We start from the raw sequence: 14,071 nt of genomic DNA on the forward strand, positions 1-14,071 counted from the left end.
GCCCAAGTCGGATGGAAAACAGCCAGGCCGCTGCAGACTGGGAAAGTCCAGTGTCCTTACCCGTATTGGTAAAACATGGATTCTAAGATCAAAATTCTTAAGCCGCTTGCGGATCTCACAGGCTGGCTTGCGCCACATTGATGCGGGCTAGCTCCGGTTGGGCATTTCGCAGTCCGCTAGCATATCCGTTATACGATGCTTAAACGTATGATTTCCAAAAACGAACTCTTCTGCGGCCTTCGCCTTCGATTCACGAGCCTCTTCGTCGTCCAAATTTGCTAAAATCAAGTCTTTAAGGTGCCATCGGTCCTTGTACGTCTCGACGTACGAGCCAAAATTATCAAGCACGTACGCCAGATTGTCGCAGATTTGAAATGACCCAGATGCCATAATTTCAAAAACTCGCGGATTGCATCCGAACTGGTTTTGCGAGTGGTGCATGTTGATGCAGATTTTGGATCTGCGGTAAAATTGACTTATCTCATGGGCGTTCAGGCTGCGATTGACGAAAACGCTGCCCTGTCCCTTCAGTCGGTAAGCGAGATATTTGGTCCACGTCGTCGGTTCCCGGTATTTGACGTGCCTTCCGTAGAAGCGCAAGCTCCTGCGGGGTAGGCTGTCGGCAAGGAACTCGAGAGTTTCACGCCTGTCAGGGTAATAGGCTCCCACAAAGAATACATCGATATCTTTACGCGTTGACCGCGGAAAATAGACACGCGGATCAACGCCCAACGGCAGAAACTGTCCCGTCAGCCGGCGCTCAGCCAACCAATGCAGATCGCTCCTATCAAAGACGTACACGCGGTCGTAAGCCCTCAGCTGTTCGAGCGTCAGGTCGCATCGTCGTACGACGTCGTGGCACCAGAGAATCTTTAGGGCTGAAATCTTCTCTAAGGTCTCTGCCTTGATCTTGCTGCCACGGATTACCAGTACGATATCGGGGCGGAGGGTCTCACAGGCTGTGCTTACGGATGCGTTAAATGCGGCGACGTATTCATCGTAGAAGGTTTGAATCCCAGCCATTCTAGCCAGATCAATCTTCACTCGGCTGGCAAAGCCGGGCGGTGTGCTGACAAAAAACTCCAAGCAGGAAGCGCGGTAACCAACTTGCTTCAATGCATCGGTGATTGCCCGATTATAACCCGGATCAAAATCTGGATTCTTTGGTCCGATCACAAGAGCTTTCATCAATCTCAAACCTGCAAGGCTTAGCTGGGAAGGCAATACCTCTGATCCCCGCGGCATAATGGCAAGGGCCGGGTGATCACAGACGGGCGTCCGCAAAGTCAGCTGAGCATTCCCGGTGGAAGGGGCAGCATCGACGACTGCCGGTTGGTTGCGCAATCAGCCAGGTGGCCCGCCCGGAGCAGCTTGGGGGCGCTCCGCTCCTAGAGGCGGCTTTGCCGCGCTGAACCAGAACAGAGCGCAGAGCGCCGCGATCATCACGACCGCGCCTGCAATGGGCACGATGGCTCCAACGATGATCGCCCACCAGCCGGGGGTCGCCGCCTGCCAATCGATGGCTGTGTCGCCATAGCTCCGACGAAGGGGCGCGTTGTCCGATTCCCGTGCTCGGTTGCGAGTTGCTTTCGACGCCAATTCAATCATCGTCAGTCGCATGGTTTCGCATACCTCAATCGCAAGCATGCCTGCCGTTCGCTTTGAAATCAGGAACACAAGTTCCAGTTGGGCAAGAGCGCGTCAATATCGTGGCTGACAATACACGCGGCTCGCTTCAATTGAAGGCTAATATTCCGGGCGCGTTCAGAAATTTCTCTCCTTAACCAAATAAAATCATTTTATTGAATGCTTCGCAGCGTCTGCTAAAAGTTATCAAAGGATTGGAAAGAAAGGGCATGAAGGGCATTATTCTGGCCGGCGGTACCGGATCCCGACTGTATCCGGTCACGACCGTGGTGTCGAAGCAGCTGCTTCCGGTCTTCGACAAACCGATGATCTATTATCCGCTGGCCACTCTGATGCTCAGCGGCATTCGGGACATTCTCATCATCTCGACTCCGCACGATCAGATTCTGTTCGAGCGATTGCTTGGCGACGGCCGCGACTGGGGGCTCTCGTTCAAATATGCAACCCAGGCCTCTCCGCGCGGGCTCGCAGACGCCTTCATTGTCGGACGCAACTTTATCGGCGATGATGCCGTCGCTCTGGTTCTGGGCGATAATATTTTCTATGGCCATGGTCTGCCGGAGCTCTTGGTTGACGCCACCAGGCGGACGAGCGGGGCTACAATCTTCGGATATCCGGTCACGACGCCTCAGCAATATGGTGTCGTTGAACTGTCCGCGGATGGCCGCGCGCTTTCGATCGAGGAAAAGCCGCTGAAGCCGAAGTCGAATCTGGCTGTGACGGGCCTCTACTATTATGATAACGATGTTGTGAATATCGCAGCGACGATTAAGCCGTCCCAGCGTGGTGAGCTCGAAATCACTGATGTCAATCGCGCCTATCTCGAGCGCGGCGATCTTTACGTGCAAATCATGGGGCGAGGTTTTGCCTGGCTCGATACCGGGACCCACGCTTCTTTGGTGGAAGCAAGTCATTTCGTGCAGATCTTGGAGCAGCGCCAGGGCTTGAGGATCGCATGTCCCGAGGAAATTGCGCTGCGGCTTGGCTACATCAGCCTCGATCATTTTCGTGAGATTATGCAGAGGGTCGCGAAGAGTAGCTATGGCGAATACTTGCTGTCCGTTTACAACTCCTTTGCTCGTTCGACTTGAAGACAAACTTCGTTAGGTTGGAAAGACAAACCTTGTCGGCCAAGGCTTTCAAAGACTCAACAATTTTCGTGACGGGCGGAGCGGGTTTCATCGGATCTGCCGTTATCAGACATTTGCTCGATGAGACGGGCGCGTTTGTCGTCAATATCGACAAGCTTACTTACGCCTCAAATCAGCATTCAATTCCACAGGCCACGCCCGCGCGGTATTTGTTGGTCAAGCAGGATATCCGCGAAGCATTGCCTGTGCGGCGCCTGTTCGAGACGTATCAGCCGGCAGCAGTGATGCACCTTGCCGCCGAAAGCCATGTCGACCGGTCAATTGATGGACCCAGTGAGTTCATCCAGACCAACATTATCGGTACCTTTACGCTATTGCAGGAGACGCTCAGATACTGGCGTGAGGCGGCTTCGCCACTTCGCAAGGTGTTTCGGTTTTTGCATGTTTCGACCGACGAGGTGTTCGGCTCTCTCGGGCGCGACGGGTTGTTTAGCGAACTCAGCCCCTACAGGCCGAACTCTCCGTATTCCGCAAGTAAGGCTTCATCGGATCATCTCGTCAGGGCGTGGTACGAAACGTATGAGCTGCCGACCATCATCAGCAACTGCTCGAACAATTATGGGCCTTATCATTTCCCGGAAAAGCTAATTCCGCACATAATCATCAAGGGGCTCGCGGAACAGGCATTACCTGTCTACGGAGATGGGCAGAATATTCGCGACTGGCTCTATGTAGATGATCACGCTCGCGCGTTGCGGCTTGTTGTCGAGCACGGCCGGCCGGGTGAAACCTACAATGTAGGCGGGCGAAACGAGCGGACCAATTTGTACGTGGTAGAGCAGATCTGTGCTCTGCTTGATAGCAAGCTGCCGCTCGATTCCGGCCCTCGCAAGCGTCTGATCTCGTTTGTTCAGGATAGACCGGGGCACGATCGCCGTTACGCCATCGATGCGTCGAAGCTTGAGCGGGAGCTTGGGTGGGAGGCGAGAGAGACGTTTGAAACCGGGCTTGAGAAGACTGTGCAGTGGTATCTCGCCAATAGGACGTGGTGGCAGAGCATCCTGAAAAATGGCTATGACACCAGTCGGCTCGGCCTCGGCAAAATCGCAGCACAACCTTAGCTGCCGCGCGCTCGATTGGCACCAAGAACGCAAATTTGCTGTCTGACGCGGCCGGCGTGCCGGAGTGCATGCGACAAACCGATCATGGGCCGATAGGGCGCCTGCCTTGGAGTGCGTTTTTCAACCGGCGATTAGGCTAACACGTCCCATTCAAGCCGACAAATCCGCGCGGCAGAACTATTGCAACATTCAGGCCGACTCAGCAGGGCCTATGCGCTTGGCGAAAACCGGCTTCTGCGTTCTTGCAGCCACGGCATTTGGCGTGATTTATGCTGTGCTCAACGCGCGCCTTGTGCATTTGTAGTTGGCTTGTCACGAGCTTCGAGCAGAATTGGAATATCGAATTGGGAATGTGAAAGCAATGGTCGAACAAGAGGTCAAAGCGCTCAACGACAGAATTCGTCAGTTTGAGACAGTAATTGCCGACGTAAATGACAGGTCTTCACGAATAGAGGCGGGGCTCGCGCACTGCCGTCTGCTCCGCAACTTGATTGCGGCAAGGATGCTTGTTCGATCGAGGACTGGTTCTATCCGCAGCACTCGACAGCGAAGACTTCTTGTTCGCGCCGTGAATTAGGGAGAGACTTCCACATTCAGCTCATCGCGGTCGAGGAGATTGCCCCCCAAAGTGGAGACAGAGCGGGCCTGGTGTTGGTATCTGCATGCGGCTGGGCGCGGAAAGCCGATTGCACTATTTTGGGATGCGCTTGGCTTTGGGACGTCGAGAGCCGAACTGTCGAACACGGCGCGCTAGATATCCTTGGCACAAAAGCTCTTTTTGACATTTGCGCGGAAAGGGCAATTTGGGCTCGCTGGAACCGACTGGATTGAATAAGGCGACCGGCCTCTGGGATGCTTGAAACAGGCGTCCTGCGAACGAAATCTCCCGCTGCCGATCTTCCGACGTAGACACGCATTAAGATAGGACAATTTGATATACAATCTACAGTAATTGTTTTTGATCTTGCACTTTGCTCCAAAGGCTTTAGTTATTTCATGTGGGTGGGACGGCGAATCTCTCTGAGACGGTAAAATGTCCAAACGTGATTTAAGAGCGATGTCGGTGGACGAGCTATGGAACCTTCACGAACAGCTGATTGCCGAGCTCGAAACCAAAATAGGGATCGAAAAAGCCAACCTGGAGGACCGCCTCCGGAAAATCAGCTCAAATCGAGGCAAAGAGATCGGGGCTCAAGGACGCCGTCGGCCTTACCCGAAGGTGCTGCCTAAATATCGCAATCCAAAAAATCCAGACGAGACCTGGGCCGGTCGCGGCAAGCAACCGCGCTGGCTGACTACACAGCTTCGATCAGGTAAAAAGTTGGACGATTTTTTGATCTGACACTCCCTTAGCTGGATCACAAAATTAGCACTGCGCGATCGCTTCACTCCCAGGCGCGGTGGTCAAATTCGCTGTAATTAATTAGACCAAGTGATGCCCTCGTAATACCAGTGTGCTTGCAGAGTTTAATTTGGGGTCCAAATGTCAATTCCTTCGAAGTCCATTTCACAGAGGCTCGATAGTTTGTCGAAACTCGAGCAAGAGATGTTTGATCTCATGGTCTTGCGGCGAGCGCTTTGCCGGGTCGTATCATCGAGGCATTATCCGAGCGGGGCGAGGAGAAGCGTCCAACGCTTTCGGCTGGCCGCCTACGGTTCCTCGTGCCGCCGTCTGGTGAGAAAGACTTCAAAGAGGTGATCAAGACCGTTTCGAGCTTGTATCGTCATCGTCGGAAGACCGGTGCGCGGTCGCTCCGCGAGCAGCTTGATCAACGGCATCACGCAATTTCAAAAGCTCGGAATATTTCTCGAGGAGCCTTTTCGTCTTTTCTATTTGCATGCCACTTTGGGATTTTGGAGGAGAGCGCCTCTTGACCATTATTTCCAACACCAAATGAGTACTATAAAGAACCAACGAGAACCTGGCCCGGCACATGAATGGGCCGCGGCATTGCCGGATGAGCCGGGTAGAGAAAATCCGCGCGCCGAGACCGTATTCAATTAAAATTAGCGCGCAATTGAAACCAATTATTAAGCTTGATCTCCGCAACCGAGGTTAATTCGGGAACCTCTCAAATTCAATGGATGGCCAAGGGCTGATCCGATCAGCAGATGTGCGGTTACTCATCCCAAATTCGTTCCCCGCATGCGCACTCGAACATGTGGATGATAGTGCGGCTATTGGCATCGAATATTGTTCGAATCAGTTCCAGATCTGCGCCGCAGCGGCATTTTTTTTCCGGATCGCTGGGCGTTTCTCCGACCTTCTCGGCCTTGAATAAGTCCATGCTTAGCCCTCCCCTTTGGGCATGTTACAAAATTGACATGAATGGGAAATTGGCAAATGGGATACCTGTGATTTAAATAAGGTATGCCAAGGCTGAGAAGCAAAAGTTGCCGTTGTTTTGGGGGTAGGGGCATCTGCTCCGAGGGGCCACGCCCGATCGCGCGCTTATTCCACGAGCTTCACAATTTACCATTTGAGGTTCAATCAATGGCGTGCGGTGCACAAGTTTGTTATTTCAGCGGAAAACCAACGCAGCGCCATTCCGAAGCCATTGGCCGATGAACGTCATTGTAACCGAGCTACCGGAGGTCCTGGTCATCGAGCCTCAGCTCTTCGGTGATCAGCGGGGCTTCTTCCTCGAAACCTATCAACTCATGCGGTATGCCTCCTTCGGCGTTAACCGGCCGTTCGTCCAGGACAATATGTCCCGCTCGAGCGCCGGCGTGCTCAGAGGGTTGCATCTGCAAAACCCAATGACCCAGGGCAAGTTGGTCAGCGCCTTGCGGGGTCGGGTTTTGGACGTGGCCGTCGATGTCCGCGTGGGAAGCCCAAGCTTCGGTCGACACGTCGCGGTAGAGTTAAGCGAAAGCAACCGTCGGCAGTTGTGGATTCCCCGGGGGTTTGCCCATGGTTTTGTGGTGCTGTCGGAAACAGCGGATTTCTTCTACAAATGCGACGATTTCTACAGTCCGAAAGATGAGATTGTCGTGCGCTGGGATGATCCCGCGATCGGCATCAGGTGGGGCGTAGAAAACCCCTCGCTTTCGATCCGCGATGCAGCGGCCCCGCTGCTCTCGGACGTTAGGAATCTTCCCATCTACGGACAGATCTGATGCGGATTGTCCTGACAGGGGTAACGGGGCAGGTCGGTCTTGCGCTCACCGTCACGTTGCCTGAAATCGGTACGGTGGTCGCAGCCGACCGGTCGCTGCTTAATTTGGCGGTGCCTGCCACGTTGACCGCTGCGCTTGACCGCCTTGCGCCGGATCTCATCATCAATCCGGCCGCCTACACGGCGGTTGATAGGGCTGAGGATGACCGGGAGCTTGCCTTCGTCGTCAATGGAGAGGCGCCCGGCGTTATGGCAAAATGGGCCGCCGAGCGAAACGTGCCACTGATCCACTTCTCTACCGACTATGTATTCGACGGGCAGGGGGAAGAGCCGTGGCGCGAAGATAGCCGCACCGGTCCACTTTCGGTCTATGGCGCGAGCAAGCTTGCTGGCGAGCAGGTCATCCGGGATGCTGGCGGCCCACATTTGATCGTTCGAACATCGTGGGTCTATGCCGCGACTGGAAGCAACTTTTTGAGGACGATCGCTCGCCTTGCCCGCGAACGCACAGAGCTGAGGGTCGTCGCTGACCAGGTTGGATCGCCGACCTCTGCGAATTTGATCGCTGCTATCGTAACCTCGCTGCTTGGCAAGTCCCCAGGCAATCTGTCCGAGCGTTTTAGCCAAACGGGTGGTGTCCTCAACGTCGCAGCATCAGGCCAGACCAGCTGGCACGGCTTCGCGACCCGGATCATTGCTGGTTTAAAAGCCAGAGGCGTCGAGCTGGCTGTGCGGACCATCGTGCCGGTGCGGACGGAAGAATATCCGACAAAGGCCAGAAGGCCTCACAACTCCCGCTTGGACCTAACCCGTCTGCGCAGCTTGATCGGCATTGAGCCCACCCCCTGGAACGAAGCGCTCGATCACGAGCTCGATCTGCTAGCGGCAGAGCTGCGGTGAACATGATCGGGCGGCGGGCTGACTAACTGCGTCCATGCTCGAACCGATGGCATTGAACCGCGCTCGACCTCACCATGTGCGCAGTATGCCTCGCAGCTACCGCCATCAAATCGCCGGACGAATCAACGATGCGATGGCCGTGGGTAGGACATGCGCATAGGTGAAGCGACAATGCGGCAATAACCGTGATCGATACGTCTCGGCCATTATGTGCAGCCTATTTTGTGCATTGCACCTTGGCTCGGCATAGCGTTCATTCGGAGTGGATCCGCTGGATGTTCGCCGTGGCGCGTTTCACTCGCCAGGCCAGAAATACAGAAGTGACGATGAAACCACCCGAAACTTGCGCTTGAAACTGACTGATACCCCTCCTTCTTTGCAAATCCAGGTTCCCGCCGGTGCGCTCGGCCGCAGATTATACCGGCGACAAAATGCAAACCTAATTGAGGAATAAACAGTTTAACGTTGAACACTGTTGCACGTGTTCATACTTGCAGGGGGAGGTTTTGCGGGTGGGAAGCACACACATCAGTATGAGTTGGGGAGAGACATGAAGAGCGATGATTTCAAATCCCTCTCAATGGATGAACTCTGGCGCTTGCATGAGCAAGTCGAAGCTGAGCTAACCCGTAAAATAGCTACGGAAAAAGCAACACTCGAAGATCGCCTGCGGCGCCTTGCTGTCAGCCCGGGAGTGAGGGGTCATGCGCAAGCCAAGCGGCCCTATCCGAAGGTCTTTGCCAAATACCGAAATCCAAAAAATCGCAGCGAGACCTGGGCGGGCCGAGGAAAGCAGCCGCGCTGGCTGGTTGCTGAGCTTCGGTCCGGCAAGAAGCTCGAGGACTTCCAGATAAAGCGCGCATAAGGCATCGCAATCTGGACAATCGCGGAACTTTAGGCGTGTCGGACGCCTAAAGTCCGGGAGCGACGTGTTCAGAAGTATGCAGGCAGAGACGAAGATCCCGTTGGGCCAATAGCCGGCATTCTACGCGACATGGCTGCCCCGGTGGGTCCCGGCGACGTCCAACCTCGGTCAGATTGCGGCGATAACTCCGCGCTCGATCAGAGCTTTGACGACGTCATCGGCAAGTTGCGCAGGCTGCTGGGCAATTGTCTTCAGATGAATCTCGGGCCCTGTCGGCGCTTCATACGGCGCATCAATGCCCGTAAAGTTCTTGATCTTGCCGGATTTCGCCTTGGAATAGAGCCCTTTGGGATCCCGCCGCACGCATTCTTCGATCGGCGTATCGACAAACACCTCTATAAACTCACCCTCTTCAACGAGGCCCCGAACCATGTCTCGCTCGGCACGGTACGGCGAAATAAACGAGCAGATCGCGATCAGGCCCGCGTCCATGATCAATTTGGCGACTTCACCGACTCGGCGAATGTTCTCAACGCGGTCTGCTTCGGTAAATCCGAGGTCCCGGTTAAGTCCGTGCCGGACATTGTCGCCGTCCAGCAGCATGGTGTGACGCGACATTGCGAACAGCTTTTGATCGACGATGTTGGCAATAGTCGATTTGCCGGCGCCGGAGAGGCCGGTGAACCAGAGAATGCAGGGCTTCTGGTGCTTTAGCTCGGCGCGCTCCGCTTTCCCGACCGACAGCGGCTGCCAGGCGATATTGGTCGCGCGCCTCAAGGGGAACGTGATCAAGCCGGCGCCGACCGTGCGGTTGGTGTAGCGGTCGATCATAATGAAGGAACCGGTACGCCGGTTCACCTCATAGGCATCGAAGCTGACGGGAAGGGCCGTTGCGACGTTGCAGAAGCCGATCTCGTTCAAGCCCAGCGTTGTCGCCGCCAGATGCTCACGGGTGTTGACGTCGATCTTGTGCTTGATGTGGGTGACGCTGCCGGTGGCGATAGATTGCGTGCCGATCCTGAAGGCATAGGAGCGGCCGGGGACCATGGCTTCCTGGTCCATCCAGATCAGATGGGCAGCAAACTGATCGGCGACCTCGGGCCGCTCGGTCGGCCGCGCCAGGATATCGCCACGACCGATATCGATCTCGTCGGCAAGCGTGATGGTCACCGCATCGCCAGCCTCGGCCTGCGCCAGGTCGCCGTCATATGTCGCGATCCGCTTGACGCGCGAATTCCGCCCCGAAGCCGCCACCACGATCTCGTCGCCGACAGCGATATGGCCGGAGGCGACCGTGCCCGCATAGCCGCGGAAATCCAGATTCGGGCGGTTCACCCATTGCACCGGAAACCGGAACGGCAGGCCTTGCATCTCGGACTCGATGTCGATGCTCTCGAGATAGTCCATCAGGCAGGGGCCGTGATACCAATCGGTATTGCCGGAGCGGTTGATGATGTTGTCGCCGTAGCGTGCCGACATCGGGATCGGCACAATCGAGGTGAAGCCGAGGGTAGAGGCGAACGCCACATAGTCGCCGACGATGCGGTCGAACACCTCCTTGCGGTAGTCGACGAGGTCGATCTTGTTGACGGCGACCACGACATGGCGGATGCCGAGCAGCGAGCAGATGAAGGAGTGACGCTTGGTCTGCACCAGCACGCCCTTGCGCGCGTCGATCAGGATAACGGCGAGCTGCGCATTGGAGGCGCCGGTCGCCATGTTGCGCGTATATTGTTCGTGCCCGGGCGTGTCGGCGACCATGAAGGAGCGGCGGGGCGTGTTGAAGAAGCGATAGGCAACATCGATGGTGATGCCCTGTTCACGCTCGGCCTCGAGACCGTCGACCAGGAGCGCAAAATCGATGTCGTTACCGGTCGTGCCGTGTTTGACGCTGTCACGCGCCAGCGCCTGCATCTGATCTTCATAGATCATCTTGCTGTCGTGCAGGAGCCGGCCGATCAGCGTCGACTTGCCGTCGTCGACCGAGCCGCAGGTGATGAACCGAAGCTGATCCTTCTCGGCTGTACCGAGGCCCTTAATCGCATCCGTATCCATCAGAAGTAGCCTTCCCGCTTCTTTTTCTCCATCGACGCCGCTTCGTCGGTATCGATGAGGCGCCCCTGGCGCTCCGATACGGTCGCAACCTGCATTTCCGCGACGATCTCCTCGATCGTTGTCGCATTGGATTCGATGGCACCGCTTAGGGGATAGCAACCCAGCGTACGGAAGCGGATCTTCTTCATCTGCGGCTTTTCGTTTGGCTGTAGGGGAAGCCGGTCGTCATCGACCATGATCAGCGTGCCGCCGCGCTCGACCACGGGACGCGGCCTGGCGAAATAGAGTGGAACGACCGGAATTTTCTCCAGCATGATGTATTCCCAGACGTCGAGCTCGGTCCAGTTCGACATGGCGAAGACGCGCATGGTTTCGCCTTGCCGGATGCGCGTGTTGAAGAGGTTCCACAGCTCGGGGCGCTGGTTGCGCGGGTCCCAAACATGTCCGGCCTGGCGGAAGGAGAAGATACGCTCTTTCGCCCGGCTCTTCTCCTCATCGCGCCGCGCGCCGCCGAAGGCCGCATCGAACCCGTGGAGATCGAGCGCCTGCTTCAGCGCATCGGTTTTCATGACCTGTGTGTGCAGCGACGAGCCCGAGGCGATCGGGTTGACGCCGCGCGCAACGCCATCCTGATTAATATGGACGATGAGATCGACGCCGAGGCGCTTCGCAGTCTCATCGCGGAAGGCGATCATCTCGCGAAATTTCCAGGTGGTATCGACATGCATCAAGGGGAAGGGCAGCTTGGCCGGATAGAACGCCTTGACGGCCAGATGCAGCATGACGCTCGAGTCCTTGCCGATCGAATACAGCATGACCGGCTTTTTGAACTCGGCGACGACGTCGCGCATGATTTCGATGGATTCGGCCTCCAGCCGCCGCAGGTGCCGCGGCAGGGTGTGGGTGTCAGGCTTGTTGATATTTTGTGCGTTCATTTTGAAGATGCGTTTATTTCTGTAGTTTCGGGGGCGTGCCCCATGCGACGAAATCGCCGTTTCGATAATCAGGTTTGCCGTAGCGCATCGGACGGCCGTCCAGGTCGGTGACGGTACCGCCAGCGGCGAGCAGCACGGCATGTCCGGCCGCCGTGTCCCATTCCATGGTCGGCGCCAGCCGCGGATAGACGTCGGCGCAACCTTCCGCGATCAGGCAGAACTTTAGCGAGGAGCCTGAGGGCTCGAGATCGGATATCCCATGCCGCTCCACCCATTGCCGGGTGGCGGGGTCGAGATGGGAGCGGCTCACGACGGCACGGCAGCCCTCAGGCGGCACGCGGCGCACTGAAATCGGATGCATCTTGCTGAAGCACAATTCGCCACCGTCGGTGGTGCGCGTATCGAGCTTATAGGCGTTCGTGCCGCCGACATAGAGCTGGTGCAGCGCCGGTGCGTAGACCGCGCCCGCAACCGGCCTCCCATGGTCGATCAGGGCAATGTTGACAGTAAACTCAGACCGCCCCTGGATGAACTCCTTGGTCCCATCAAGCGGATCGACAAGGACGAAACGATCGGCTTGCACAGGAGCAGCTCCCGCGCAGCTCTCTTCAGTCACGACCGGAAGCTCGGGCAGGTTGCGCGTAAGGCAATCGCGAATGGTCTCGTCGGCGGCGAGGTCAGCAGCCGTCACCGGCGAGCCGTCCGCTTTGTAATCGGGGCGGCAGGCATCGGCGCGAACGCTCATGATGACCTCGCCGGCCCGAACGGCAATCAAGCCGAACAACCGCGCGAGCCTGTCAAGCTCGTCCAGATCACATTCCTCGCTCAAGGCGCAACTTTCTGACTGTATCATGCTGTCGAGAACTTGGGCGCTGCAAAACTAGCAAGCACATGTGATTATATTGCTCGCGCTGAATGGGGCGATTTGCATGCATTTGGCAATGTTTGCAAGGCTCAGTCATTCTCTATGCGCCAGACGCCGGGCATTATCATTCTGTTTTTAGACGATAAATCGGAGTTTTTCGCCCTCTTCCGACTGGTTCCGCAATCTTCCTGGGCACGGCTCCGGCCAAGCGTCCTTAGGATAGGTCCTCAAGCTCTGGCACCGGGCCGCGAGGGGGCATCACCGCGCGGTAGGGCCTTGCGCCCCGCCGCTTGGAGAACCCCGCCATTTCGCAATGTTCGAGAAAGATATGCGGCCAGCGAAGGGGCGCTTTGAACTGACGTGCTAAAAGGGCGCCTTCCGTTGGGATCCCGCCATTGAGCGCGAGCTTGTGGCAGTGAGGCCTCAAGTCCCAGCTAGGATTGAGACCCTAAGCGGCGAGACCCGCACGCACACCTGCATGAACTGACATGCGGACTGGGAGATCACGGCGCGAGAGAAAATGGCGACCTGCAGAGTAATGCTGAAACGCGCCCCGGGATTTAGATCCTGCTACTCCAAGACGGCCCAAGCACTTACGACGGCCCATGCAGTTACCCACGGTAATTTATCCGAGTGTTTTGACGGCCCGATGACAACGTGCGGATAAAACATTCTTGACCCGCGCATAATGCGCTTTCGCCTTCATCTTAGTTTCGAAAAGATCGGGTTAACGTGTCCGATAGCGGTGGTTCTGGATGGGTATCCCGGACAGGGCTGCTCTCTCGGTTGGAGTGGAGTTCATAGACGATGTATCTCAAGAAGAGCGCGCTTCCCGTCGCGCCTGCAACATCAAGCGGCTTGCCGGTTGATCCGACCCTCGACACTTGCGGAGGAGTGTTGAGCGCTTCGATTTTGTCGCCCACCGACACTGGGCCCACGCGGAATCGGGATTTGCAGCCCTCGCAGGCCAAAGAGGATTTCCGGAACGAAACTCGTGTGTCGAATGCGCTGCTGATGAAGGCCGCGGCGGAGCGCAAGCAGCATGCGTACCTGGTTCCTTACGCGCGGCTGCGCGAGGTATTCGGCTTTGAGCGCGATGATGGACAGCTGGTTGCGCTAAGCTCAGATCGGATTGAGCAGGCCGTCAGAATGATGCTGCGTGCCGTCCACGTCGATGAAGACTGGTATCTCAGACATTATCCGGACGTGAAAGCGGCCTTGGCCCAAGGGGTCTTTCGCTCGGCAAAGCACCATTTTATCGAAAGCGGCTATTTCGAAGGCAGAAAGCCCGCTCGCGTGATCGTCGATGAAGCGTGGTACGCGCGTGCCTATCCTGATGTCAGTGAGAGTGTCGAGTTTGGAGAGCTGGGTTCGTGCCAGGAGCACTTTGATCGCTACGGAGAACGCGAGGGGCGGTTACCTTCCGAGGACTGAACTGTCCTCCGGGATCATGACTTCCTCCAGCTCTCGAAA

Annotated in this window: 13 protein-coding genes; 7 read left to right on the forward strand and 6 right to left on the reverse strand. The window is 56.6% G+C overall.

Features of this window, described 5'->3' with window-relative positions; all coding sequences use genetic code 11:
* Positions 1–147 precede the first annotated feature (147 nt).
* Positions 148–1,188, reverse strand: a complete 1,041-nt coding sequence (locus A3AI_RS0114445; protein ID WP_036048284.1) for a CgeB family protein — start codon at positions 1,186–1,188, stop codon at positions 148–150.
* A gap of 156 nt (positions 1,189–1,344) precedes the next feature.
* Positions 1,345–1,647, reverse strand: a complete 303-nt coding sequence (locus A3AI_RS0114450) for a hypothetical protein (RefSeq protein ID WP_024516273.1) — start codon at positions 1,645–1,647, stop codon at positions 1,345–1,347.
* A gap of 209 nt (positions 1,648–1,856) precedes the next feature.
* On the opposite strand from A3AI_RS0114450, the gene rfbA reads away from it, so the two are divergent.
* From rfbA to A3AI_RS42725, 3 genes are all read left to right on the forward strand, one after another.
* Positions 1,857–2,738 (forward strand): glucose-1-phosphate thymidylyltransferase RfbA, encoded by an 882-nt coding sequence (gene rfbA, locus A3AI_RS0114455; protein ID WP_024516274.1) that lies wholly within the window; start codon positions 1,857–1,859, stop codon positions 2,736–2,738.
* A 32-nt stretch (positions 2,739–2,770) separates the two neighbouring features.
* Entirely contained in the window at positions 2,771–3,859 is a 1,089-nt protein-coding gene (gene rfbB / locus A3AI_RS0114460) for a dTDP-glucose 4,6-dehydratase (protein ID WP_036048286.1), read from the forward strand.
* 1,033 nt (positions 3,860–4,892) lie between these two features.
* Positions 4,893–5,201: an H-NS histone family protein gene (locus A3AI_RS42725; protein ID WP_036048288.1), complete on the forward strand. Its 309-nt coding sequence runs from the start codon at positions 4,893–4,895 to the stop codon at positions 5,199–5,201.
* A 778-nt stretch (positions 5,202–5,979) separates the two neighbouring features.
* Here A3AI_RS42725 and A3AI_RS47520 read toward each other — a convergent pair.
* Positions 5,980–6,147 (reverse strand): hypothetical protein, encoded by a 168-nt coding sequence (locus A3AI_RS47520; RefSeq protein ID WP_156927779.1) that lies wholly within the window; start codon positions 6,145–6,147, stop codon positions 5,980–5,982.
* 277 nt (positions 6,148–6,424) lie between these two features.
* On the opposite strand from A3AI_RS47520, the gene rfbC reads away from it, so the two are divergent.
* The 3 genes from rfbC (at position 6,425) to A3AI_RS0114495 (ending at position 8,743) form a co-directional block, all read left to right on the forward strand.
* Positions 6,425–6,979 carry a dTDP-4-dehydrorhamnose 3,5-epimerase gene (gene rfbC / locus A3AI_RS0114485; protein WP_024516276.1) on the forward strand — a complete coding sequence of 185 codons (555 nt, stop codon included), beginning with the start codon at positions 6,425–6,427 and terminating at the stop codon, positions 6,977–6,979.
* Positions 6,979–7,878, forward strand: coding sequence for a dTDP-4-dehydrorhamnose reductase (gene rfbD / locus A3AI_RS0114490; protein WP_024516277.1), 900 nt, complete (start codon positions 6,979–6,981; stop codon positions 7,876–7,878). Before rfbC ends, rfbD begins: the two co-directional genes overlap by 1 nt.
* A 550-nt stretch (positions 7,879–8,428) precedes the next feature.
* A complete protein-coding gene (locus A3AI_RS0114495; RefSeq protein WP_024516278.1) occupies positions 8,429–8,743 on the forward strand; it encodes an H-NS histone family protein in 315 nt (104 codons plus the stop codon).
* Positions 8,744–8,911: 168 nt separating this feature from the next.
* Here the strand turns inward: A3AI_RS0114495 and cysN are convergent, their stop codons facing one another.
* From cysN to cysQ, 3 genes are read right to left on the reverse strand one after another with little or no spacing between them, the layout of a single operon-like run.
* Positions 8,912–10,798, reverse strand: coding sequence for a sulfate adenylyltransferase subunit CysN (gene cysN, locus A3AI_RS0114500; RefSeq protein ID WP_024516279.1), 1,887 nt, complete (start codon positions 10,796–10,798; stop codon positions 8,912–8,914).
* A complete protein-coding gene (gene cysD / locus A3AI_RS0114505) occupies positions 10,798–11,733 on the reverse strand; it encodes a sulfate adenylyltransferase subunit CysD (RefSeq protein WP_024516280.1) in 936 nt (311 codons plus the stop codon). Before cysD ends, cysN begins: the two co-directional genes overlap by 1 nt.
* Before the next feature lie 13 nt (positions 11,734–11,746).
* Positions 11,747–12,562, reverse strand: a complete 816-nt coding sequence (gene cysQ / locus A3AI_RS0114510; RefSeq protein WP_036048290.1) for a 3'(2'),5'-bisphosphate nucleotidase CysQ — start codon at positions 12,560–12,562, stop codon at positions 11,747–11,749.
* 843 nt (positions 12,563–13,405) lie between these two features.
* On the opposite strand from cysQ, the gene A3AI_RS48760 reads away from it, so the two are divergent.
* Positions 13,406–14,032 carry a hypothetical protein gene (locus A3AI_RS48760; protein ID WP_024516282.1) on the forward strand — a complete coding sequence of 209 codons (627 nt, stop codon included), beginning with the start codon at positions 13,406–13,408 and terminating at the stop codon, positions 14,030–14,032.
* The last annotated feature ends 39 nt before the right edge of the window (positions 14,033–14,071 follow it).

The organism is Bradyrhizobium sp. Tv2a-2 (assembly GCF_000472425.1).
Lineage (GTDB): Bacteria > Pseudomonadota > Alphaproteobacteria > Rhizobiales > Xanthobacteraceae > Bradyrhizobium.

What these genes read in the sequence shown, in the direction of transcription:
- A3AI_RS0114445 (WP_036048284.1), bottom strand. Translation starts at nt 1,188, where the DNA reads ATGAAAGCTCTTGTGATCGGACCAAAGAATCCAGATTTTGATCCGGGT.
- A3AI_RS0114450 (WP_024516273.1), bottom strand. Translation starts at nt 1,647, where the DNA reads ATGCTTGCGATTGAGGTATGCGAAACCATGCGACTGACGATGATTGAA.
- rfbA (WP_024516274.1), top strand. Translation starts at nt 1,857, where the DNA reads ATGAAGGGCATTATTCTGGCCGGCGGTACCGGATCCCGACTGTATCCG.
- A3AI_RS42725 (WP_036048288.1), top strand. Translation starts at nt 4,893, where the DNA reads ATGTCCAAACGTGATTTAAGAGCGATGTCGGTGGACGAGCTATGGAAC.
- A3AI_RS47520 (WP_156927779.1), bottom strand. Translation starts at nt 6,147, where the DNA reads ATGGACTTATTCAAGGCCGAGAAGGTCGGAGAAACGCCCAGCGATCCG.
- rfbC (WP_024516276.1), top strand. Translation starts at nt 6,425, where the DNA reads ATGAACGTCATTGTAACCGAGCTACCGGAGGTCCTGGTCATCGAGCCT.
- rfbD (WP_024516277.1), top strand. Translation starts at nt 6,979, where the DNA reads ATGCGGATTGTCCTGACAGGGGTAACGGGGCAGGTCGGTCTTGCGCTC.
- A3AI_RS0114495 (WP_024516278.1), top strand. Translation starts at nt 8,429, where the DNA reads ATGAAGAGCGATGATTTCAAATCCCTCTCAATGGATGAACTCTGGCGC.
- cysN (WP_024516279.1), bottom strand. Translation starts at nt 10,798, where the DNA reads ATGGATACGGATGCGATTAAGGGCCTCGGTACAGCCGAGAAGGATCAG.
- cysD (WP_024516280.1), bottom strand. Translation starts at nt 11,733, where the DNA reads ATGAACGCACAAAATATCAACAAGCCTGACACCCACACCCTGCCGCGG.
- A3AI_RS48760 (WP_024516282.1), top strand. Translation starts at nt 13,406, where the DNA reads ATGTATCTCAAGAAGAGCGCGCTTCCCGTCGCGCCTGCAACATCAAGC.